Origin of the sequence: Roseiflexus sp. RS-1, from assembly GCF_000016665.1 — a bacterium.
Classification (GTDB): domain Bacteria; phylum Chloroflexota; class Chloroflexia; order Chloroflexales; family Roseiflexaceae; genus Roseiflexus.
This window is the reverse complement of record NC_009523.1, coordinates 37,583-60,950: the sequence shown is the minus strand read 5'-3', so window position 1 is coordinate 60,950 and position 23,368 is coordinate 37,583. Positions and strand designations below refer to the sequence as shown.

Genomic DNA, 23,368 nt, shown 5'->3' with positions numbered 1-23,368 from the left:
CCATCGTGCAAAACGTTAAAGAAAAGTAAACAGTCCACGACGACTGCATGGAAGCATATTCAGTACGCCCCTTGTGGCGCTGGCTGGCGCTTGTGCTTCTTTTTGTTGCATGCGTGCCCGCCGCACCGCTTGGGGCAGCAGAACACGCTGGCGTCGCCCCTGAACTCTGGTTGCCGACGCCTCCAGGCGAGCCATGGCGCATCATTCAAGGGTACGCCTGTGGCACGCACAACGGTTGGGATCGCTACTCACTCGACCTGGTACGCGCCGACGGTCCCAGTGCCGGTGCGCCGGTGCGCGCCGCTGCCGATGGGGTTATCTTCGTCTGGGCGCCGCGCAGCGGGACCCTCATTCTGCGTCACGAAGGCAATCTCTACACCATGTACACCCACATGCAACGCGCCGAGAACCCGCAGGTCGGGCGGATCGTGGCGCGCGGCGAGGTGATCGGCGCCGTCGGTGATCGCGGATCGCCGGGCATCGTTCACCTGCACTTCACCGCGTTTACGGCAGAAGGTCCCTGGGCGCGCAATCGACGATCAGTGCCGCTGCGCTTTGCTGAAGGGTACGATCTGCCGGAAGTTGGCGGGTGCAGTCAGCATGGCGGGAAGGTGCTGGTCGCCGGGATCACGCCATTGTCGCATGTCGAAGGGATCGGATTTGCCGGAGCGGAAGTCGGGCGCTGGTACAGCGGCGATGTGCGAATCGAGTTCAGCGGGACGGCGATGGCATCCGGGTATCAGGTGGCATGGGAGCGCGATCCAGGCGGGAGTGCGCCAGACATTGCGGCGCCGAATGGCAGTGTACGTCTTTCTGACGCTGGCGAAGGGTTGCATACCCTTTTTGTGCGCGGGTGGGACCGGAATGGGCAACAAACGCTCGCCACATTCGGTCCGATCGGGTATGATCGAACGCCGCCTGAGCCGCCCCCTGCGCTTGCACCGGTCAACATCAAGGCTGAACGTCCGTCGTCGATCTCCTGGGCGCCAGCCGGCGATGCGGCGTCGGGTGTCGCTGGCTACCGCATCTATATCGGGAATGATCCTGCGGGTGCGTCGGAATGGTTTACCCCTCTGCCGGAGATCGAAACCCCGTCGCTCGCACCGGGTGAATACTTCCTGCGCGTGCAACCGATTGACTATGCCGGTAATGCCGGCGAATGGGTAACGGTGACCATGCTGCTGGTTCAGCCGTAACTCTGAAATCCCACAGCGCCTTTTACCGGGGATCAGGGATCACCCACAGCACGGTTGTCTATTGGGAGACGAGGGTGTCGGCGTCTGTGGGCGCCACTCCGCCTTTCGCATGCAGCCGGCGCGCCGGTGCTGGAACGGCATCCCCTGTCACAGACGATCTTGAGCGTTTCTCGAACCTTCGCCCAGGTAGCCACTGTATCTCTCCAATAAGAACGCGCAAGCTTTTCCTTCCAGCATCTTGACAGGTTTCTTAAGTCCTGGTATATTTGTATACAATCTCCGCAGTAATGTTCAAGGGCGTCCATCATTATCACTGCAACCGAAACACAGGTTGTTTTTGAGGCTTCAGAACCAGAAAGATCGAGGATTCTGGCGAGCTGCGTTCAGATGGCGACAGGCTCTTCGTCGTGTAAGGAATGGAGCGCACAGGATTGTATACAATCTGATCTGATATGCCTGAACGTCCACACGTTGACCAGGTGTACTCCCGCTTACGCTGGTTAATTATCGAAGGGCGTTATCCACCCGGTACACGCCTCATCGAAGAGCGTCTCGCCAGCGATCTGGGGGTCAGTCGCACGCCTGTGCGGCAGGCGCTTGCCCGGGTTGCCGCTGAGGGATTGGTGCACATTTTCCCCAATCGTGGCGCAGTTGTGCGGCGTTTTACAACGGCAGACCTGCTCGAAATCTACGATCTGCGCGCCTTACTCGAAGGGCATGCGGCATACCTGGCAGCATCCCGGATTGCGCCTGAACAACTGACAATTCTGAAAGATGCTGCGGACGCACTGGAACAATCGCTCACCCAGACGTTCGACTCGCACACCGAAGAGGTGCGTTTTCTGGTCGAACAGAATGCTATCTTTCACGACACGGTTCTGTTTGCAGCCGGCAATGAACGGCTGACGTCCATCGTCCATACCGTGGTCGATATTCCGTTGCAATTTCGCTCATTCTACTGGTACACGCCGGAAGAGCGTCAGATCTCGAATTTCTTTCACCGCGCCATTCTCAAGGCGCTTCAACAGGGTGATGGTGAACGAGCGCGCGCAATGATGCGCGAACATATTTATCACGGTCGAGATGTATTGCTGCAACACTTTAACGATGATCAGACGACCGATATTGAGCAGTAAGCGCCGTTCACCGGTTTGGTGATGCCTTCTTTATATGCAAACCAGCGGAGTACTCGAATGACATCTTCTCCTGATCGCCCGCGACGCCCGCTTGATGATATTCGTGTGCTGGAACTGGGGGCATTTCTTGCGGGACCGTTCTGCGGGCAGTTACTGGCTGATTTTGGCGCAGACGTCATCAAAGTCGAACCGCCGGGCAAAGGCGACCCGATGCGCGAATGGGGGCGTCAGCGCCACAACGGACGTTCACTCTGGTGGCCAATTCTGGCGCGCAATAAGCGTTCGGTCACCATTGATCTGAGGACTGCAGCAGGGCAGGAACTGGTGCGACGCCTTGTTCCTCTGTGCGACATCGTTGTCGAAAACTTTCGCCCTGGAACGTTGGAGGAATGGGGGCTTGGCTGGGAAACGCTGAACGCGCTGAACCCGCGCCTCATCATGGTGCGGGTCAGCGGATTTGGTCAGACGGGACCGTACCGTGACAAGGCGGGGTTTGGCAGCATCGGCGAAGCAATGGGTGGAATCCGCGCCGTCACCGGTTTTCCTGATCGTCCTCCTGCGCGAATCGGTATCAGCATTGGCGACTCGCTCGCTGCGGTCTTTGCGACAGTTGGTGCATTGACTGCTCTCCATGAGCGTCAACGCTCCGGGCGCGGGCAGGTCGTTGATATCGGGATCTACGAAGGAGTGCTTGCGGTTATGGAAAGTATGCTCCCCGAATATCAGTTGACCGGTCATATCCGCGAGCGCACCGGCACGATTTTGCCAAATGTCGCCCCTTCGAACATCTACCCGACGAAAGAGGGTCTCTGGTTTGCGATTGGCGCAAATGCAGATGCGGTTTTTCGTCGTCTGACTGAAGCGATGGGGCAACCTGAACTGGCGACCGATCCGCGGTACGCCACCCACAGCGCACGTGGCAATCATCAGGCGGAACTTGATGAGGTGATCGCCGCCTGGACGATCCAGCATACAACTGACGAGTTGCAGCAGTTAATGGATGCGCATGGCGTACCTGCCAGTCGTATCTACACCGCACGCGAAATGTTATCCGATCCGCACTTCGTTGCGCGCCAGGCGATCATCAGCGTTCAGGCGCCCGGCATTGGCGACATGGTGATGCAGAATGTGATTCCTCGCTTGAGCGAAACTCCCGGTGGCGTGGACTGGACCGGTCCCGAACTCGGCGAGCATACCGGGGCTGTGCTGGGCGAGTTGCTTGGCCTGTCATCTGCTGAACTTGCGGCGTTGCGCGATCAGGGGGTCATTTGAAACGTGGACAACCTTCAGCGAGACATAACCATCATCGACGTCGCTCCGCGCGACGGATTGCAAAACGAGCCGGAAATACTCCCGGTTGTCACAAAAGTCGCGTTGATCCGGCGTCTGGTGGAATCGGGTATACCGTGGGTGGAGATCGGCGCTTTCGTCAACCCGCGCCAGGTTCCGCAGCAAGCTGGCACGACCGAGGTGGCAATGGCGCTGACAGATGGTGAGACTGCCAGATTTACCTGCCTGATCCCGAATATGCGCGGGTACGAACTGGCTGTTGCTGCCGGTATGCGTCATGTTCGTCTGGTGCTGGCAGCCAGCGAGTCGTTGAATCAGGCGAACTTCAAACGCAGTGTGAGCGACTCGCTGGCAGATTTTGCACATATTGCCGGGCAAGCCGTCCGTGATGGCGTGGCGTTTGGCGTTGCCGTCGGCGCTGCTTTTGGCTGTCCATTCGAGGGTGCAGTCGCGCCGGTGCGTGTCCTGGATCTCGTGCGCCGCGCAGTCGATCTAGGGGCGACCGAGATCATCCTGGCGGATACCACTGGCATGGGGGCGCCGACACAGGTTGCCAGGTTGTGCCGTGAAGCCCTGACCCTGCTCGATCAACGCGCAGCACTGACTGTTCATTTTCACAACACGCGCAATACCGGCTACGCCAATGCGTTTGCTGCCTGGCAGGTCGGCGTGCGACGCTTCGACGCCAGTCTGGGGGGGATCGGCGGATGTCCGTTTGCGCCGCGAGCGGTGGGGAATATTGCGACTGAAGATCTGGTGCATATGTTCCACGGCATGGGGGTACGCACCGGGATCGATCTCGGCACATTGCTGGACGCAGCGAACTGGCTGGCCGCGCACCTGGGACGACCGCTCCCGGCGCTGGTAGGGAAAGCGGGTCCGGTCTACCATTCGAGTTGAGCAGGGTGGGCAGCGGTATCCAGTTCGCCACTGGAGGAGTTGCTGTCACGCTGCGAAGCAGAAACAGGCCTTCCCGCACCGCGCAAGCCGGTTCCGCTGCGGTGGGCGGCTGCGAAAGCCCGACGCAGGACGCAGCCTTCTGGCGAAAGCAACGGGGCAGCAGCGCAGGTCGGAGATGTCACTTCAGGTTCGGACGGGGCGCGTCTGTCGTGAGGAACGCAATTCCGCCGGACGATGGTTCTGCTGGAGTAACATCGTAGTATGGGGGTATGGACGTCGATGGCCGATCTCGAATCTGATTACAAACGCCACGGGCTTGCTGCGCGGGTCGGCTTTGGTTCGCGCCCCGCGCTTCTCGTGGTCGATTTCATCAAAGCATATACGACCCCCGGCTCGCCGCTGTATGCTGCGCCCGGCGTTCCTGATGCAGTACGCGCCAGTGCGCGCCTCCTCCAGTCTGTACGGGAGCGCAACATTCCTGTGATCTACACAACAGTCAGTTATGCGCCTGACGGACGCGACGGCGGCTGGTTTGTCCGGAAAGTGCCCGCGCTGCTCCAACTCACCGCCGACTCGCCGCTCGCTCAGATTGTCGATGAACTTGCACCGCGTGATGGGGATCTGGTAATCACCAAGAAGTATGCCAGCGCGTTCTTTGGAACACCAGTCGCTGCCACACTCACGGCGCTTGGGGTGGATACCATCATTCTCATCGGATGCTCGACAAGCGGGTGTGTCCGCGCCAGCGCCGTTGATGGCATGCAGTACGGTTTCAGGGTCATCGTTCCGCGTGAGTGTGTCGGGGATCGCGCTCCCGGTCCCCACGAAGCCAACCTGTTCGATATCGACGCAAAGTATGGCGATGTGATGTCGCTGGAAGAGGTTTTGGAGTATCTGCAGGGTGTGGAATAGCGCCCCTGTTTCACGTGAAACACCCCTGCCTCCGTTTCGCACTCAATATCGGGGAACAACACCCCTCCAGGATCTTGCGTTCCATCTCCTGTTCGGTCGCCATGACGCCAGAAGGACCCCCTTCTCCCGTACAAGGAGAAGGGGGGCAGGGGACGCAGTGTGCGCATTGAGTGAACATGAAGCGAGGAAAAGTGGGCGCACACCATCAAATGTCGAGGTTCCGCACCTCCAGCGCGTGCGTCTGAATGAAGCGTTTGCGTGGCGGCACCAGATCGCCCATCAGCATGGTAAATGTCTCATCCGCCTGTTGCGCATCTTCGAGCGTCACCTGGAGCAGCAGACGGTTGAGCGGATTCATCGTCGTCTCCCACAACTGTGCTGCGTTCATCTCGCCAAGCCCCTTGTAGCGCGTGATCGTCGCTTTATTCCGCTCGGAAGACGAAAGTGTCGCCAGGTACTGATCACGCTCCGCATCGGTAAAGACATACTTTTCCGTCTTGCCGTGAACAATCCGGTACAGCGGCGGTTGCGCCAGATAGAGGTGCCCATTGGTGATAATCTGACGCATATAGCGGAAAAAGAAGGTGAGCAACAGCGTGCGAATATGGCTTCCATCGACATCGGCGTCGCACATTAGAATGATCCGGTGATACCGGAGTTTTGCTGGATCGAACTGATCGCCGACACCGGCGCCGATGGCGGTGATCAGCGCCTTTACCTCGTTGTTGGAAAGCATTTTGTCGAGCCGACTCTTCTCGACATTGAGGATTTTACCGCGCAGCGGCAGAATCGCCTGGTAGCGCCGGTCGCGCCCCTGCTTCGCACTCCCGCCAGCGCTATCGCCCTCAACAATGAACAGTTCAGTGCGCGCCGGATTGGTATCCGAGCAGTCTGCCAGTTTACCCGGCAGCGAAAAACCCTCCATCGCACTCTTGCGCGCCGTTTCACGCACCTTCTGAACAGCGATGCGCGTGCGCGCCGCCGCAATACACTTCTCGATGATCCGCCGCGCTTCCTGTGGATTCTCCTCAAGCCAGGCGCTGAACGCGTCGCCAAACACCGTATTGACCGCGCCCGACGCCGCAGGACTGACCAGTTTTTCCTTGGTTTGCGAACTGAACTGCGGATCGCGCAGTTTGACGCTGATCACCGCCGTCAACCCTTCACGCACATCATCGCCGGTCAGATTGCCCTCATTCTCCTTAAGCAGCCCTTTACTGCGCGCATAGGCGTTGATCACCCGCGTCAGCGCACTGCGGAAACCGGCGACGTGCGCACCGCCATCAGTGTTGTTGATGCCATTAGCAAATGCATACACCGAGTCGGTATCAAAACTTTCGGTGTACTGCAACGCCACTTCCACCATCACATCATCGACGATCCGTTCAACATAGAACGGTTGTTTATGCAGGACATTCCTGTCCTTGTTGAGGTGGCGCACATACGAGCGGATACCGCCCTCGAAGTAGAAATTGACCTCGTTCCCGTCACGTTCGTCAACAAACTTGAAGCGCAACCCTTTGTTGAGATACGCCATTTCACGGAAGCGCTGCGCCAGCGTTTTGAAGTTGTAATCCAGCGTTTGAATAATCGTCGTATCCGGCAGAAAGCGCGTGATCGTCCCGCGCCGCGTGGTCGGACCGACCTTCTGCACCTCGCACTGCGGCACACCGCAGCGATACTCCTGGAAGTAGTGCATCCCGTCGCGTGCATTATGTACATCAACACGCATGTATGCCGAGAGCGCATTGACCGCCGATACGCCAACGCCATGCAATCCCGATGAGACTTTATAACTCTTGTTATCGAACTTCCCGCCAGCGTGCAGCACGGTCATCACCACCTGAAGCGTGCTGACGCCCAGTTTGGGATGCGGACCGGTGGGAATGCCATACCCGTCGTCGGCGACCGTCACCGAACCGTCGCGGTGAATGGTGACTTCAACGGTCGTCGCGCGCCCGGCCATCACCTCATCGACCGAATTATCGACGACTTCGCGCACCATGGTGTGCAGTCCGTTGACATCGGTCGGACCGATATACATGCCAGGTCGGCGGCGTACCGCCTCCATACCTTCGAGAACCTGGATCTGATTTTCGTCGTAGCCGGTTGCTTCGACCGGCTGCAGTGGTTCTGTCGTCATAGGTGGCTCGAGTCGTTCTTCGTTATGTTGATACGATAGATGCCTGAACGATACTGATGGCGTCGTTCCGACAACGGATGCTGTGCAGGTCAACGGATGTACACAATGCGTGTCACACTGTTATGCCCCTGGTCGGACCAGGTGCTGCTCACTCAGACGACGCAGGCGCTCACGGTAGAACGCCATACGCGCCGCCGCCAGTCCGGCGCCGATGTACGCACTGCCAAGCGCCGCCGCTATGCCGCCTGCTGTCGAATTGCCGAACATTTCCCAGATCACCTCGGTTCCACGGGTAATGATCAGGGACAGGATCAACAGACCGACGACGCCCCACAGGTTGCGGCGCACCACCTCGAAACTCGTCCGAATAGCGCGCAGCGGTCCCACCCGGCTCATCACAATCGCTTCGTTGGCAAAACCGACATAAATCTGCACCCAGATGATCACTACCAGGATCAGGCTGAACGCCAGGATGCCCAGCACCTCATTCACCGCCATCAGCAGGGCAGCCGCGAAGGTGAACGGTATGCCGATCAGCACGAACGCTGCGGCGAGGATTGCCATCACCCCAAGGACTGCCACACCAATGTGCACCAGCACGCGCCAGAAATCGCGGTGCAACACCGGCTCACCACGCACTGCTGCACCAACCAGCGTGAGAAACAGAATACCGATCGGAAAGACGATCAGGTTGATCAGGACGAACGTGAGCAGCGCCTCCGGAACACTGGCGATGGTCACCACCGCGCTCATACTGCCGGTCGCCAGCGCACCGGGCGCAAACCGCGGAATAACAAACCGCGGCATCACGTTCATCAACGCCAGCGTCTGTCGCAGGTCTGTCTGACCAAGCTCCGCCAGCAGTGCACTCATCTGAACCTGTGTGTCGCTGTTTGTGTCCGTCGATGCGCCTGCCAGCCTGGTCAGAAAACTATCGAAGCGATTGAAAAGCGGCGCAAATGAGACCGGTGCTGTGATCAGAAGCGCCAGATTAAAGACGAACACCAGCAGCAGCGCAGCCGGCCTCCGGTGAATGGCGCGATACCCTTCGCTCAGCGTGTCGATGATCGAGGCGGATTGCCGCATACGGACGCTCTAAATATGTCACAGACAACCTCCATATTATACCATATATCGCCAGGGATCGGGGAGGGATGTGAACGGGTGTTCGTTTTGGACAACGTGACACATGTATCTCCTGCCCCTTCTCGCTTGCCGGTCCATCATCGTCAACGGTGCTATAATAAGAAGGTTACAATGCATCAGAAAGCCAGGAAATGACGCTCTCCACCGTGTCGGATCAGAGCATGTTCACGCCAGAAGCGCTTGCCGCGCTGACGGTTCCCGGTGTCGCAGCGCGCTGGAATGCCATTCAGGAACGGTTGCATCCGGTGCTGGCAACATGCGCAGCACGTCTCGGCGCAGAGGCTTCCGTGCGTTTTCCGCGCATCTGGAACCTCTACGAGATCAGTTACCGCAGTCAACGCTCCATCAACCGTGGTCGGGGAGTGCGGGATCCAATCAACGAGTATTACATGGTCGTTGATCGACCGCCGCGCGGTGCAGGAGTCTACGTGGCGGTCAGCGGCGCCGAGCGTCTGATCCTTGTTGCGTTGCACGTCGCGCGGCGACGCAAAGAAGACCTGGCGCGTCTGTGGGAGGAATCACGCGCTTTCTGGTCGCCGCTGGTCGAACGGCTCACCGACGTGCGATTTGCCGAACGCGAACGTCCTTCCGATGTGGAGACGCACTGGCTCGACCGTTATCTGGCGAACCGTGCAGCATCGTCGCTGCTGGCAGGATTCGCCTATCGCTGGGACGATCCGCAGGTGCTGCAACCGGGGTTTATCGAGCGGTTGATCGACGATGCGCTGACCCTGCTGCCGCTCAATGAGGCGCTCATGGAGCGAGCCGAAGCGCGCGATCCGACCGGCGCCGCCTGGTTGCGCGAACAGCGCGCTGCCTACACGGCAGCGGAAGAACCTCCTGTTGAGGTGATTATCGAGCGCATCCACGCCCGTGGTTTTACCCTGTCGGAGCGTATTATTCGTGCGTACCATGTCGCGCTGCGCACCCGTCCGCTTGTCATCCTGCCGGGCATTTCCGGCACCGGCAAAACCCGCCTGACTCGTCTGTACGCCGATGCGGTGGTCGGTGAACGCTTCGCGCCTGGTCAGGAAAATGAGCGCTATCTGCTCGTCGCCGTGCAGCCCGACTGGCATAGCGCCCGCGATCTGCTCGGCTATTACAATGCGATCACCGGAAAATACCATCCAACGCCGTTTCTCCGCTTTCTGCTGCGCGCATCCGCCGACCCTTCCGCGCGCTACTTTGTCTGTCTCGATGAAATGAACCTGGCGCGACCGGAATACTACCTGGCGCCGATCCTGTCGGCGATGGAAACCGATGATCGCCTGATCGACCTCGGCGCGCCCGCCGCTGTTGTTGAGACGGTCACCGGCGAGGTGCTGTCCAATCCTTTTCGCCTGCCGGCGAATGTGGCGATCACCGGCACGGTCAATGTCGATGAAAGCGCGCATGCGCTCTCCGATAAACTGCTCGACCGCGCGAATGTGATTGAATTGACCGATGTCGATCTGGAAGGGTTCCGCACAGCATACCCTGGCGCTATCGACGATACGATCTGGAACGTCATTGTCGCAGTGCATAGCATTGTCGCGCGTGCCGGACAACCATTCGGGTATCGTGTGCTGAACGAGATAATACGCTACATTGAACAGTCGCAGGGGGTGATGACACCGCAGCAGGCGCTCGATCTTCAGATCAAGCAGAAGATCCTGCCAAAACTGCGCGGCGATGATACGCCACGTTTGCGGCGCGCCTTGACCGAACTGCTGGAACTGCTGCTCGGCGCACCGCAGAGCGTCTGGAAGCGCGCCGCGCATATCGCCGCTGAAACGATCGCGGAAGCGCCGTTCCCCGAATCGGCGGAGAAAGTGCGGCGCATGCTCGAACGCCTGGATGCTGATGGGTTCACCGATTTCTATGGATGACGTTGCTGCAAACACGCACCGCTGAGACGCCGGGGGCGCAGAGGGTAAAAAACGACATACATGCGCGTGACGCGATACGGAAGCCGCCGCTGCGAACGCCGCGTCGCTGCGGTGACATGCCCTTTTTGCAGCGGACTCGTGCTTTGCTGCAAAGACGCACCGCTGAGACGCCGGGGGCGCAGAGAACCCTGAAAACGACCCATGCATGGCGTAGCGTGCGTGTGCGTGATACGCGAGAGAATCTTCCTCTGCAAACGCCGCGTCGCTGCGGTGACATGCCCTTTTTGCAGCGGACTCATGGATGAAAACACATGCGCTCATGTGCTCGACGCGCCCTTGATGGCAGCCACCCATTGTTCGTCCAGCATCGCAATGTCGGGTTGATCTGGCGTGTAGCGCACCTGCACCGTCGCGCGCGTCTGGAGATAATCGTGTAACTCCTTGCCGATCTTCTGCGCCTGCCGGTAGCGTATGGTCCTTCCGTATCGGTCGATGACGGTCAGTTCCCAGGCGACGACAAATGGCTCACCCTCGAAGCCTTCATACTGCCAGACATCCAGGACTGGCGCTTCGGCAACCGCTGTGGCGTTGCGCAGCGATCGTGCGAACCGATACATTTGCATCCCCTGGATGATGTTGATGATTCCCGGAACGAGAAACAGTGACGGCAGAAGAAGTGACAGAAAGAGCGCTCCTGGGTGTGCCGTCCAGTTCTGTTGGATCGTCCATGCAATGATAGCGCCTGCGATGCACGTGATGACGATACCGACGATTGTCGTGGCATTAAACAAACGCGGCACACAGATCCGCTTCAAGGATTGTCCGGTAAGCCGTCGTTGCTCTTCCCTGGTCAGCGGCGTGCGTTTCGGGTATGATAGGGTGTCGGATGCGGAAGACGGCGGCGCAAGCGGGCTCTTGCAAAACGCACAGACCGTGTCGGTCGCCCCGATCGGTGCGCCGCACTGCGGACAATGGCGCGCCTGGTCTTGCGGCGCCTCTCCCTCCTGTGTGACGGTCTGCGCATGTATGGGAGCGGAAGACGACGATGAGCGAGACGCCTGATCCGGCGCGCTGGCGTCATGAGGCGCACGCGACGGCTGTGAATCAGACAACTTCTGGAGTGCGCGACGCGCGATCTGGCTGTTCGGGTTGATCGTCAGCGCACGTTCCAGGCACTCACGCCGCCGTTCAGGAGTCTCGGCGACGGATGCCATCCCCAACCAGGCGGTTTCGTTGCGTGGATCGATGCGCAGCGCCTGGGCGAGGAGCGTTCGTCCCCGCGCTTTGTCGCCGGAGCGGATGGCGGTGACGGCGTCGGTAAGAATGCGATGGACGTCGGGCGAAACGGTGTGCGACACGGGCGCCTCCGATGATGGATGATATGTTCGACTTCGCTGCAACAACGCACCGCTGAGACGCCGGGCGCGCAGAGGGTCAAAAAAACGAACCATGATGGATGCACGGCGAAGCATACGTGTGCGTGACGCGATACGGAAGCCGCCGCTGCGAACGCTGCGCTGCGGTGAAATATCCTTGTTGCAGTGGACTCACGTTTTGCTCCAATCTATCCAAATGATACCCAGGATCGCGGACAACGAATTAATCGCTTTGATTGCAAAAATGCAACAGAGTCGCTACTGAGGGAGAAAGGGAATGTCGCTGACTGCACTCTCGCCGCTCGACGGGCGCTATCGGGCGGATGTCGCCGAACTCGAAGCGTACTTCAGCGAGGCGGCGTTGTTCCGCTACCGGGTGCGCGTCGAGGTCGAGTATCTGATCTTTCTAACGCGCGCGCGGAACATCGATTTTGTGCCGAAACTCGATCCGCGCGCGGCTGCGGCGCTGCGCAACCTGTACCGCTCGTTCTCCGCCGCCGACGCGGAAGCGATTGCTGTATGGGATCGCCGGGTCAACCACGATGTCAAGGCAGTCGAATACTGGTTGCGTGAACGTCTCGATGCACTCGGTCTTGGCGCCTGGAAGGAAGCGGTGCATTTCGCCCTGACATCGGAGGATGTCAACAATCTCGCATATGCGCTGATGACCCGCGAAGCGCGTGACATGACGCTCATGCCTGCGGTCGGCGAGATCATCGTCGCGCTGCGCGACCTGGCGTTGACCGAAGCCGAAACGCCCATGCTGGCGCGCACGCACGGACAACCTGCCACGCCGACGACATTCGGCAAGGAGATGGCGGTCTTTGCTGCACGTCTGCAACGCGCCCACGAACAGGCGTCCGGCATCCGACTCACCGGCAAATTGAACGGCGCAACCGGAACCTTCGCCGCCCATGTCGCAGCGCTGCCCCAGGTGGACTGGATCGCATTCAGTCGCGGGTTCATCCGTTTTCTCGACCTGGAGCCGGTGCTGTTGACGACGCAGATCGAACCGCACGATACGCTTGCCGAACTGTGCGACGCGCTGCGCCGGCTCAATACGGTGGTGATCGACCTGTGTCAGGATATGTGGCGCTACATCAGCGATGGCTACCTGGTGCAGATCGCGCGCTCCGGCGAGGTCGGGTCGTCCACCATGCCGCACAAGGTCAACCCTATCGACTTTGAGAATGCCGAAGGCAACCTGGGGTTGGCAAATGCGCTACTGGAGCATTTCAGTCGCAAACTGCCGGTCTCGCGCTTGCAGCGCGACCTGACCGACAGCACTGTGCTGCGCAATCTCGGTGTCGCATTTGGCTACTGTCTGCTCGGTTATCGGCGCGTCAGCCGGGGGTTGGGAAGGATCGCGGTTGATCGGGCGCGGTTACTGGACGATCTGCGCGCCCATCCGGAAGTGCTGGCGGAGGCAGTGCAAACCATCCTGCGTCGCGCCGGGTATCCTGAGCCATACGAGGCGCTCAAGCGCCTGACGCGCGGTCGCGCACTGACCCGCGAGGCGTTGCTTGCATTTATTGATGAACTTGACGTGTCTTCCGACATTAAGGCGGAACTGCGCGCGTTGACTCCCGAAACCTATACCGGGCTTGCCGACCGCCTGGCGCGGATGGTGTAAACTCATCAGGTGCGCCGATGCGCGCGAATGAATGCTACGACGGTCGGGCAGTCTTGAGACGCAGAATGACGATCGTCTTGACAATCGCCAGTCCGATGAGAAAACCGCGCATAAAAAGGCTATCGACCAGAAAGATCGCCGCAGCGAGCAGCACGATCCAGGCAAGCCCCAGGACAGTCGCCTTTGCACGCATGGTCATTGAACGGTCCTGCTGAAAGCGCTGAAGATGTGGTCTGATTAAGGGATGACCGGTCATCCAGCGATGCAGACGTGGCGAAGAGCGGAAGAACAGGGCAGCAGCCAGAAGAAAAAAGGGTGTTGAAGGGAGAACCGGCAGGAACGCACCCAAAAATCCGAGCATGAGAAAAAACGTTCCACCCACCAGTAAGAGTGTACGCAAAAGAGGGTTTGAGGGCGCAGTGGATGCGGTTGATGTCTTGTCTGTATTGCTCATACACCGACCCTTTCCTGGTGCAGGTCTTCCCACACATCGCGCTGTTGTGCAAAGAGGTGCGCATATGCTCCATTGCGCATGAGCAGATCGTCGTGGGCGCCACGCTCGACTAATCGACCGTTGTCCAGCACCAGAATCTCGTCAGCCATGCGCACTGCCGACAAACGGTGCGCAATAATGATCGTTGTGCGTTCCTCTGCGGTTTCCCGCAGAGCGTCCTGGATAGCGTGCTCCGTTTCCGGGTCCAGATTGGCAGTTGCTTCATCGAGCACGAGAATCGGCGCATGCTTCAGCAAAGCGCGCGCGAGCGCCAGTCGTTGCCGCTGTCCGCCGGAGAATCGATTGCCCAGTTCACCGACCGGCGTATCGTAACCGTGCGGCAGGGTCATGACAAAGTCGTGCAAACGGGCGGTTCTCGCGGCTGCGATGATCTCCTGCTCTGGAGCCGACGGATTGCCCAGTCGAATGTTCTCACGGATGGACGTATTGAACACATGCGCGTTTTGCGAAACGACCGCAATATGGTCGCGTAATGCCGTCAGCGACAACTCGCGAATATCGATGCCGTTCAGCGTTATACGTCCGGCAGTCGGGTCCCAGAAGCGGAGCAGAAGTGCGAGCAGTGTTGATTTTCCTGCGCCGCTTCTGCCCACAATGGCGATGGAGCGACCGAAGGGTATCTCGAAGGTCACATTGTCCAGTGCCGGTTGAACGCTCTTTTCTTCGGACTCCTGCGGATAGCAAAACGAGACATGCTCGAAGCGCAGGTGCAGCGGTTGATTGACCGGAAACGGTCGTGGATGGGCTGGCTCCCTGACGACCGGGGGTTGATCCATCAGTGTGAACAGACGCTCTGCGCTCGCCATCGCGCCGTTAAAATCGTTGATGACGCCGCTGACGCCCAGCAACGGTTGAAACGCCATCCATCCCAGCGCCACAACGACCGGAACATCGCTGACGGCCAGCGCGTCAGATCGGACAAGCCAGGCGCTGATGGCAAGGAGCGTCAACACACCGCCTGCTATGAACGCTTCGATCACCCCATTTTGAATCGCGCCGGCGCGAACCAGTTCATTCTGCGCATTGCGCAGCCGCTCACCGGCAGCGCGCAGGAGCGCGCGGCGGCGTTCGCCGTAGTTGAACGCCAGAACCTCGCGCACGCCTTGAAAACTGTCGGTCAGCAAAGCGCTGAGCTCTCCTGCAATGATGCGTGTTTTTGCAGCAGGAGAGCGACTTGCGCGGTAGGCGATCCATGGCGCAACAACGCCGATCAGCAGCAGGAACGGCAGCAACCCCAGGACAAGGGTGATATGGTACAGTCCAAGGACCAGAAGCAACGCCAGTGGTGTGATGATGGCGGCGAAGAAGGGCGCAATCGTATGCGCATAGAAAGGTTCAATACGATCAATATCCGCTATCACGCGCGAGACGGCATCGCCGCTGCGCAGGCGTTGCAGCCCGGCCGGCGCCTGTGGTTCCAGGGCGCTATAGAACTGATAGCGCAGTTGGGCGAGCAGGTGAAATGCAACATAGTGCCCGGTGTACTGTTCGATATACCGGACGGTGCCTTTGAACAGCGCCAGCATCACCAGCGTGACCGCAACCGTTTCCAGCGCGAGCGGTTCAGCGAGAGCGGCACGCGCTACCGCATAGACGCCGATTGCCAGCAGCGCTGCTCCGGCAAGAAGGTTCAAAATGCGCGCTATAATCGAGATCGCCATCACCCAATACAGAGGGCGCAAGATATCAAGCAGACGTCTGAGAATCCCGGATCGGCTCATCGCATAACTCCTGAAGCGAGATGAACCATACGTGCGAATACGCCGTTCTGTCGCAGCAGCCCGGCAGGCGAACCTGACTCGACAATTCGTCCGTGCTCCATCACCACGATGTGATCGGCGCGACTGGCCGTGCTCAAACGGTGAGCGATAATGATCACCGTCTTATTTTTGAGGAGATGGTCGATAGAATCCTGAATAACCGCTTCAGTCTGACTATCAAGTTGTGACGTTGGCTCGTCGAGCAGCACGATCGGCGCGTCCTTCAGGAATGCACGCGCCAGCGCCAGACGCTGCGCCTGTCCGCCGCTCAGGGTGCTGCCGCGTTCGCCGATAATGGTGCTCAAACCGGCGGGGAGTTGCGCGACAACGTCATCAAAGTGTGCGGCGCGCATGGCGCGTTCCAGTTCCTCGGCGGTTGCGTCGGGCTTTGCCACCCGCAGATTTTCCTCGACAGTTCCGTAGAAGATGTAGGGGTCTTGCGATACCAGTGAAATCGATGCACGCAGCTGGTCAGGTGAAAACTCCGAGATAGGAATGCCATTAATGAGAATAGTCCCCTTTTGTGCTGCGATAAAGCGGAGCAGCAAATGGAAGACCGTGCTCTTCCCGGCGCCGCTCGCCCCCACCAGCGCAACCCGTTCACCCGCCCGGATGGTCAGCGAGAAATTGTCCAGTGCAGGAGCGTCTCTTCCCACATGCTGGAATGTCACACCCTCCAATCGAATATCAGGCGCAGTGGTGATGGTGATCGTATGCGCCGACGGAGACGTCTCTGCGACTCCTGGCGGCGTATCAAGAAACGCGGTAATCTTTTTCGCCACTGCGCGACCGATGGCGCCAGCGAAGAAAAACTGCCCGATAAGATTGAGCGGGCGGGCAAGCTCGAAGCTGAGCAGGACGAAGGTAACGGCTGTTCCCAGCGTAATGCTGTCTGTTGACAGCCGCCAGAGCGATGTGAGCGTCAACGCTGTCGTTGTCGCCAGGGCGAATCCACCGTCCACGACAAACAGCATGATCTGATTAACCGCCAGCAGGCGCATCGTTTCCCGGCGTAGCGTCTCATTTTCCTGACGAAACTGCTCGCCGCGAGCTTTTCCCTGATTGAACATCTTGAGGGTCGTCAATCCTTGCAGGCTGTCGAGGAACTGGGCACTCAAATGGTTCGCAGTCGCAAAAAAGCGATCGCTGACTGCTTTGAACCGTTGGGAAGTCGCTCCCAGCAGGAGCGGCGGCAGCGGCAATGCCAGCAGCAGAATCAGCGCTGTCACGATATCCTGCGTGGCAAGGTAGGCGATGACCAGCACAGGGCTGATCATGCCAACAAAGAACTGCGCCAGGTAGATGCTATAGTACTGCTCCAGCCAGTCCATGCCATCGACGGAGGTATTGACCAATTCGCCCGTGCGCTCACGATCCAGCCCGACCGGTCCGATTTGCAGGGCATGGGCATAGATCGTATCGCGAACTGCGATTTTCGTGTCGGCTGCCGCCTGCGCTGCGGCAAAGCGCTCAAGCCATCCGGAGAAGCCCTTGCCTGCGATCAGGGTCAAGGCGCCGATCAGCGTGCCAATGGAGAAAATGGACGCACCGACCCTTAGCCCCTCTATTGCCCAACCCACCATCGCAAACAGGGCAATGTTCAAGACCACCGTCGCCAATCCCGCGATGGCGGAGATTGCAACCCATCTTCCTGTCTGACGGGAGAACAGACGTTTGTCAATGCCCATCATACGACTTGGTATCAATACACGACCGGACTGTCAGCAGTATGGTAACAGTAATGATAGAAGATGTCAATGACTGTCGAACGTTGAGCGTTCAACGTTGAACCTTCCAACCTTCAACCTTCCAACCTTCAACCTTCAACGTTCCAGCCTTCAACCTTCAACCTTGCAACCTTCAACCTTCAACCTTGCAACCTTCAACCTTCAATGCCCATTCACCAAATCGTATGCAAACCGATCAGGTTCCGGTACTGTCGGGCGCTTGACCTTCGCCGATCTTCCATAGTATGCTGTCGCAGAGGAGATGAGTCGTTGTTCATTTTTTGCTATCCATGACAGGTGCACAACCCGACCTTGCCGAACGTACTGAGCAACATGTCCTGCTGTTTCGTCTCGCAGACGAGATCTACGCGCTGCCGTCAATCCATGTTCGTGAAGTCGGGCGGTATCGATCATATACTCCTGTTCCCGGTGCGCCGCCGGCGATCCCAGGTATCGTCAGTCATCGTGGCGTCATCCTGCCGGTTGTCGATCTGCGCCTGGTTCTGGGAATGCCGTCTATCGAAGCAACTCGCTCGACCCGTCTGATTTCTGTCGTGCACGACGATATCGGTATGGCGTTGCTGGTCGATGCCGTGATCGATCTGGAATCACTGCCGGCAGACGCCTTTGGTCAACCGCCGGTCGGGCTTGATCCGGCGCGTGCCCGGTTCCTCCGTGCTGTTGCGTACCATAACGATCAGACGGTAGCGCTGCTCGACATTGGTGAAATCGTGGCTGCACTGCGGGAGGGTTGAGGGCGAACATGTGGTTGTTGAAGGTGAATATTCCACGCTCAGTTCTCAGTTCCTGGTTCCTGGTTCCTGGTTCTTGGTTCCTGGTTCTCGGTTCCTGGTTCCTGGTTCTCGGTTCTCGGTTCTCGGTTCCTGGTTCTTGGTTCTTGGTTCTCGGTTACTCAGTTCAGCGATTGAAATCGCCTCTGGAAGACTTTTCGCCGGGCGTCCACCTGCGTGGACGCTGCCACGGCGACCGCATAGGCGGTCGCCCGGCGCGAAGCGTCCTCTCAGGCGCGGTTTCAACCGCACGCCTGAGCAGTTACCTCGGTTCTCGGTTCTCGAAATGTTACTCATCATCCGAACAGCGCAGCATCGCTATATTGTGCGGCGGGAAGATGTGGCGACCCTGCGCGCTATGACGCGAGGCGACGACGGGAGGCGGGAAGACGCCGATCCTTCTGTGATCGCTGTGGAATTGGGACCGCTGATCGATCCAGCCGATGTCAGCACGGTACAGCGGCGGCACGCATTGATCATTCCCTTGCGACGGCGCAACATTGCGTTGCTGGTCGATGCCGTGGATACGATTGTCGAATATGCGGACGTTCAACCGCTGCCGCCGTTGTTGCGCGAGCGGTTGCGTGAACCCTGGACGACCGGCGTCCTGCTGATCAATGACCAGCCTGTCGTGCAACTCGATGTGCGGGCGATTGCACGCAGCATTTTGTTACAGCGAACACACGCTTCGGAACAGAAGTGAGCAGCGTTATGGAACAGGCATCGAATCATAAAATCTTTGCAAGCGTTATCACCAATCCGCAGAGTCACGACGAGGAACGAGCCAGAGTACTGACCCATCTGACGATGGTGTTTGGCGGAGTTGCCGGTGTCGGCAGCATACTGTTCATCGTTCTCGCCCTGGTCGGCATTATGCCGCTGCAGGCTGTCGGTGCAGCAGCCGGGGTCATTGCGATGATCGCCGTGATCGTGGGTGGCACGCTTGGCGCGTTGCGTCTCAGCACGGCGACAGTCGCGTCAAATATTTTCTTGTACGGTTCACTCTTCTATGTTATCGGCATGATCTACCTGGGTGGCGGAGTCACAGGTCCTGCCGGGATAGCGTTTCTGTTTCCGGTGGTCGTGGCCGGGCTATTTGGACGCGCTGCGGAAAGTCCTCGCCTGTTCGGCGTCGCATTGCTTGCCTACCTGCTTCTCGCCGTTGCCGAAACCGTCGGCGTGGTGCAACCACAGAACGATGTTCCCGGATTGCCGCGTACTGTGGCATTCGTCATCTTCTTCGCCAGCGTCGGTGGATTGCTCACCTATGTTGCATCGCTCTGGTCGACCAGCACCACGCGCTTCCTGGAGCAGACCCGTGCGCAGTCGGAAGAGTTGTATGAAACCAACCAGCGTCTGATCGAAAAAAACATCCAGCAGGTCGAACTGGGAAGCGAACTCTCGGCAGCCGCGACTGAACTGCTGCGCGCCTCGCACGAACAGGCGAGCGGGGCTTCCGAGCAGGCAAGCGCCGTATCGCAGGTGAGCACGACAATTGAAGAATTGGGTTCAACAGCGCGCCAGATCGCCATCGCCGCCGAGCAGGTGGCGGAAGCGGCGCGGCAGACGCTCGAAAACCTGAGCGAGGGGCAGGAAGCCGTTGATAAAAGTATTCAGGCGATGGATCGCATCCGCAGCCGCATGCAGGATGTATCGGCGCGGGTGCTGAATCTCGGCGAGCGGTCGCAGCAGATCGGCGAAATCATCGACCTGATCAACGATCTTTCGGACGAGACCCATCTGCTTGCGCTCAACGCCGCCATCGAAGCCGCCGGCGCAGGTGAGCATGGTCGCCGGTTCGCCGTGGTCGCCGCGGAAGTCAAAAGTCTGGCGAACCGCGCACTGGTTGCTGCCAAAGAGGTCAAGGGCGTGATCGCTGAAATCCAGCAGGCCACCAACGCTGCCGTGCTGGCGGCGGAGGAAGGCGGCAAAGAAGTGGCTGCCGGCGTCGAACTGGCGCACAGCGCCGGTCAGGTGATGGACGTGATTGTGATGGCGGCGGAGCGCACTGCCCAGAGCAGCGCCGAGATCAATCTGGCGACTGCACAACAGCAGAGCGCCAGTGAGCAGGTGGTGGAAACCATGCGCGAGATCGCCGACGTGGCGCGTCGCACCGCTGCCGGTGCGCGTCAGGTGCAGGACGCTGCCCAACGTCTGACTGCGATTGCCAATCGGCTGCATGGACTTTCACAGGATGGCGCGGGTCGGGTGGCCTGAGTCGGGATGCGAATGTCTGGTCGGGACATCGGATGAACTCCAACGGTATGCTTCACATCTATGGATCTGGCGTCGTTCTACAGTCAATTTCGTGATGAAACTGCGGAGAACATCCGCATTGTCACCGAAGGTCTCATGGCGCTCGAAGACAACGGGCTGGAGGGAGAGGCGCGCCGTGCGCAGATCGACGCCATTTTTCGCGCCATGCACACGATCAAAGGCTCGGCGCGGATGCTTGGGTTGGAAGCGGTTGGCAAAGTGGCGCACACCTGCGAACACATTCTGGCGGCAGTCCGTGATGGACGGCGCTCACTTGATCGTTTTCTGACCGATGAACTGTTGAAGGGGAGCGATGCAATCCTGGAACTGGTTGCGGCTGCAATTGACGGCAAGCCTTCGTCAATCGATGTTGATGCACTGACGAGTCGGCTTGGGCGAGGCTTGCCGCAACCGTCGCCTGCCGTCGAAAGTCCGGTTGCACCCCTCGTTGAACCACACCCGCCGGTTGATGAGGGTTCCTCGCCATCTCTGCCGCGCGGCGGGCGCGAACGGGCGCGTCAGACGGTGCGCGTGCGGGTGGATCGGCTGGATCGGTTGCTAAACCTGGCGGGTGAACTGTCGATCGGCAGACAGATCGAAGAGGCGCATCTTCAGGCGCTGGAAGAAGTGAAAGCGCTTGTTGAGCGGCAGCAACGCGCCCTGTTGACCCTTGAGTCGGAATTACGGCGGATGCGGCTGTCGCCAGCCCAGCGAGAACTCTTTGATCGCGAAATGAATGTCGCACTCAATGCAGGCGAGCGTGTCGGCGCGCTCGTCCGGATGCAACTGGAACGCATCGGACAGCACAATACCCATAAAGCGCAATTGATCGACGATCTCGAGCAGGAGGTCATGGCGATCCGTCTGACGCCGGTTTCCACTCTCTACGCCAACCTTCCGCGAGCCGTGCGTGAACTGGCGCGCGATCTTGGCAAGGAAGCGACGTTGTTGCTGGCGGGTGAAACGACCGAACTGGATCGCAAGGTTATCGAAGCGCTCGCCGATCCGATGGTGCATCTCATCCGTAACGCCATCGACCATGGCATCGAGCCGGTTGATGAACGGGAGCGGTTGGGGAAGCCGCGCCAGGGAGTGATCGAGATCGCAGCGCAGGCGCATGGCGGCAGAGTGCTGATTACGGTGCGCGACGATGGGCGCGGCATGGATCCGCAACAGTTGCGCGAGACGGCGGTGCGCAAAGGGTTGATCAGCAGCGAAGCTGCAACCGCGCTCTCGGATCAGGAGGCGCTGGAGTTGATCTTCATGCCCGGGTTTTCGACGGCAAAACTGATCACCGATGTTTCCGGACGGGGCGTTGGGATGGACGTGGTACGCACCAATCTTGCCGACATCGGCGGCGAAGTGCAGGTCGAGTCGCAACCCGGCATCGGCACGAAGGTGACCCTTTCCTTGCCGCTGACGCTGATCACCACGCGGGTGCTGCTGATCGAAGCCGGCGGTCAACTGTTCGGTTTCCCGGCGTCTGGATGTCAGGGGACGGTATGGGTGCGGCGCAATCAGATCCGCACCGTTGAGGGGCGGGCGGTCTTCCAGCATCATCAGACGCTCACGCCGCTGCTCCGGCTGGACGAGTTGCTGGGAATTGCGAACGGTCACCCGTTTGCCGCTGCAACGCGCGCACCAGCGCTGCTGGTCGGCGGCGCACGGCGCCCTATGGCGCTGCTGGTTGATCGTATGGTTGATGAACGCGAAGCAGTTATCAAACCGCTGGGACCGCTGCTGGAGAAGCAGCGCCGCTATAGCGGCGCACTGCAGCTCGGCGATGGGAGGCTGGCGTTGCTGCTCAACCCGTCGATGCTCATCCAGCTTGGGCGGGGGACGGCGCTCATCGCGCCGACACAGGATCAAAGTGCGCGGCGCCGCGCCCGGTTGCTGGTTGTTGATGACTCGTTCGCCACTCGCGAATTGATCCGCAGCATTCTGAGCGCCGCCGGATACGATGTGGCGACCGCCGTCGATGGACTCGATGCGCTTGACAGGTTACGCGCCGAAACCTACGATCTCGTCGTCAGCGATGTCGAAATGCCGCGAGTGGACGGCTTCACCCTGACCAGTCGCATCCGCAGCGAACTGGGCAAGACCGACCTGCCGGTCATTATCGTGACCAGTCTCGCGTCGGAGGCGCATCGTCGGCGAGGGCTGGAAGTCGGTGCGCAGGCGTATATCGTCAAAAGTCAATTCAACCAGAACAATCTGCTGGAGACGATCCAGCAGTTGATCGGCATGTGATCATTCCTGTCTTCTATCGTTGCTCGGGCCCGACAAGCCGGTTGCGACGCGAAAGGACACGAGGTTTACTATGGCGGAAAAGATCCTGGTCGTCGATGATAGCAAACTGGTCACCGATATTGTCAAGATGCGGCTTGGCATGTACGGCTACGAGGTGCGACTGGCGCATAGCGGCGAAGAAGCGCTCAAAGCGATTGAGGAAGAAGTGCCGGATCTGCTGGTGCTCGACGTCCATATGCCGGGGATTGACGGGTACGAAGTCTGTCGCCGGTTGCGCGATAATCCGGCATTCGATGATCTGCGCATCATTATGCTGACCTCGAGTGACGACAAGCACGCAGCATTCGAGGCAGGCGTCGATGACTACCTGAACAAAGATGTTGATCTCCTTAATCTTCCCAATCGGGTCAAGATGATCCTGGAGATGGACTAGCACGTGCGGTATCGGGGCGGCACCGTTCGGATGCCGT

The 23,368-nt window shown here is 59.3% G+C and carries 18 protein-coding genes; 12 read left to right on the top strand and 6 right to left on the bottom strand.

Going from position 1 to position 23,368, the window contains the following annotated elements; all coding sequences use genetic code 11:
• Positions 1–47 precede the first annotated feature (47 nt).
• The 5 genes from ROSERS_RS00265 (at position 48) to ROSERS_RS00245 (ending at position 5,434) form a co-directional block, all read left to right on the top strand.
• Positions 48–1,196, top strand: a complete 1,149-nt coding sequence (locus tag ROSERS_RS00265; protein WP_011954855.1) for a M23 family metallopeptidase — start codon at positions 48–50, stop codon at positions 1,194–1,196.
• Positions 1,197–1,648: 452 nt separating this feature from the next.
• Entirely contained in the window at positions 1,649–2,332 is a 684-nt protein-coding gene (locus ROSERS_RS00260; protein WP_011954854.1) for a GntR family transcriptional regulator, read from the top strand.
• Positions 2,333–2,389: 57 nt separating this feature from the next.
• Complete coding sequence (locus ROSERS_RS00255; protein ID WP_011954853.1) at positions 2,390–3,604, top strand: CaiB/BaiF CoA transferase family protein; 1,215 nt, start codon at positions 2,390–2,392, stop codon at positions 3,602–3,604.
• 3 nt (positions 3,605–3,607) lie between these two features.
• On the top strand, positions 3,608–4,522 hold the full coding sequence (locus ROSERS_RS00250; protein WP_011954852.1) for a hydroxymethylglutaryl-CoA lyase: 915 nt from the start codon (positions 3,608–3,610) through the stop codon (positions 4,520–4,522).
• A 279-nt stretch (positions 4,523–4,801) separates the two neighbouring features.
• Entirely contained in the window at positions 4,802–5,434 is a 633-nt protein-coding gene (locus ROSERS_RS00245) for an N-carbamoylsarcosine amidohydrolase (protein ID WP_011954851.1), read from the top strand.
• Positions 5,435–5,639: 205 nt separating this feature from the next.
• Here ROSERS_RS00245 and gyrB read toward each other — a convergent pair whose 3' ends face one another.
• Both gyrB and ROSERS_RS00235 read right to left on the bottom strand, forming a co-directional pair.
• Positions 5,640–7,577: a DNA topoisomerase (ATP-hydrolyzing) subunit B gene (gene gyrB / locus ROSERS_RS00240; RefSeq protein WP_011954850.1), complete on the bottom strand. Its 1,938-nt coding sequence runs from the start codon at positions 7,575–7,577 to the stop codon at positions 5,640–5,642.
• A 120-nt stretch (positions 7,578–7,697) separates the two neighbouring features.
• Positions 7,698–8,663: a hypothetical protein gene (locus ROSERS_RS00235; protein ID WP_011954849.1), complete on the bottom strand. Its 966-nt coding sequence runs from the start codon at positions 8,661–8,663 to the stop codon at positions 7,698–7,700.
• Positions 8,664–8,854: 191 nt separating this feature from the next.
• Between ROSERS_RS00235 and ROSERS_RS00230 the strand changes: the two genes are divergently transcribed.
• On the top strand, positions 8,855–10,591 hold the full coding sequence (locus ROSERS_RS00230) for an McrB family protein (RefSeq protein WP_011954848.1): 1,737 nt from the start codon (positions 8,855–8,857) through the stop codon (positions 10,589–10,591).
• Positions 10,592–10,908: 317 nt separating this feature from the next.
• On the opposite strand, the gene ROSERS_RS00220 is transcribed toward ROSERS_RS00230, so the two are convergent.
• Positions 10,909–11,949 (bottom strand): zinc ribbon domain-containing protein, encoded by a 1,041-nt coding sequence (locus ROSERS_RS00220; protein ID WP_198136341.1) that lies wholly within the window; start codon positions 11,947–11,949, stop codon positions 10,909–10,911.
• Positions 11,950–12,244: 295 nt separating this feature from the next.
• On the opposite strand from ROSERS_RS00220, the gene purB reads away from it, so the two are divergent.
• Positions 12,245–13,600 carry an adenylosuccinate lyase gene (gene purB, locus ROSERS_RS00215; protein WP_011954846.1) on the top strand — a complete coding sequence of 452 codons (1,356 nt, stop codon included), beginning with the start codon at positions 12,245–12,247 and terminating at the stop codon, positions 13,598–13,600.
• A 34-nt stretch (positions 13,601–13,634) separates the two neighbouring features.
• On the opposite strand, the gene ROSERS_RS00210 is transcribed toward purB, so the two are convergent.
• The 3 genes from ROSERS_RS00210 to ROSERS_RS00200 are packed head-to-tail and all read right to left on the bottom strand — an operon-like array spanning position 13,635 to position 17,565.
• On the bottom strand, positions 13,635–14,054 hold the full coding sequence (locus ROSERS_RS00210; protein WP_011954845.1) for a YbaN family protein: 420 nt from the start codon (positions 14,052–14,054) through the stop codon (positions 13,635–13,637).
• Entirely contained in the window at positions 14,051–15,835 is a 1,785-nt protein-coding gene (gene cydC, locus ROSERS_RS00205; protein ID WP_011954844.1) for a thiol reductant ABC exporter subunit CydC, read from the bottom strand. The genes ROSERS_RS00210 and cydC overlap by 4 nt, the downstream gene beginning before the upstream one ends.
• Positions 15,832–17,565: an ABC transporter ATP-binding protein/permease gene (locus ROSERS_RS00200; RefSeq protein WP_049767443.1), complete on the bottom strand. Its 1,734-nt coding sequence runs from the start codon at positions 17,563–17,565 to the stop codon at positions 15,832–15,834. The genes cydC and ROSERS_RS00200 overlap by 4 nt, the downstream gene beginning before the upstream one ends.
• A gap of 326 nt (positions 17,566–17,891) precedes the next feature.
• Between ROSERS_RS00200 and ROSERS_RS00195 the strand changes: the two genes are divergently transcribed.
• The 5 genes from ROSERS_RS00195 (at position 17,892) to ROSERS_RS00175 (ending at position 23,331) form a co-directional block, all read left to right on the top strand.
• Positions 17,892–18,356, top strand: coding sequence for a chemotaxis protein CheW (locus ROSERS_RS00195; RefSeq protein WP_011954842.1), 465 nt, complete (start codon positions 17,892–17,894; stop codon positions 18,354–18,356).
• 322 nt (positions 18,357–18,678) lie between these two features.
• Positions 18,679–19,095, top strand: coding sequence for a chemotaxis protein CheW (locus ROSERS_RS00190; protein ID WP_011954841.1), 417 nt, complete (start codon positions 18,679–18,681; stop codon positions 19,093–19,095).
• Positions 19,096–19,103: 8 nt separating this feature from the next.
• On the top strand, positions 19,104–20,609 hold the full coding sequence (locus ROSERS_RS00185) for a methyl-accepting chemotaxis protein (RefSeq protein WP_011954840.1): 1,506 nt from the start codon (positions 19,104–19,106) through the stop codon (positions 20,607–20,609).
• Between the two features lie 60 nt (positions 20,610–20,669).
• Positions 20,670–22,898, top strand: a complete 2,229-nt coding sequence (locus ROSERS_RS00180) for a hybrid sensor histidine kinase/response regulator (protein WP_011954839.1) — start codon at positions 20,670–20,672, stop codon at positions 22,896–22,898.
• A 70-nt stretch (positions 22,899–22,968) separates the two neighbouring features.
• The gene (locus ROSERS_RS00175) at positions 22,969–23,331 is read left to right on the top strand and encodes a response regulator (RefSeq protein ID WP_011954838.1); all 363 of its coding nucleotides are present in this window, start codon (positions 22,969–22,971) and stop codon (positions 23,329–23,331) included.
• Positions 23,332–23,368 lie beyond the last annotated feature (37 nt).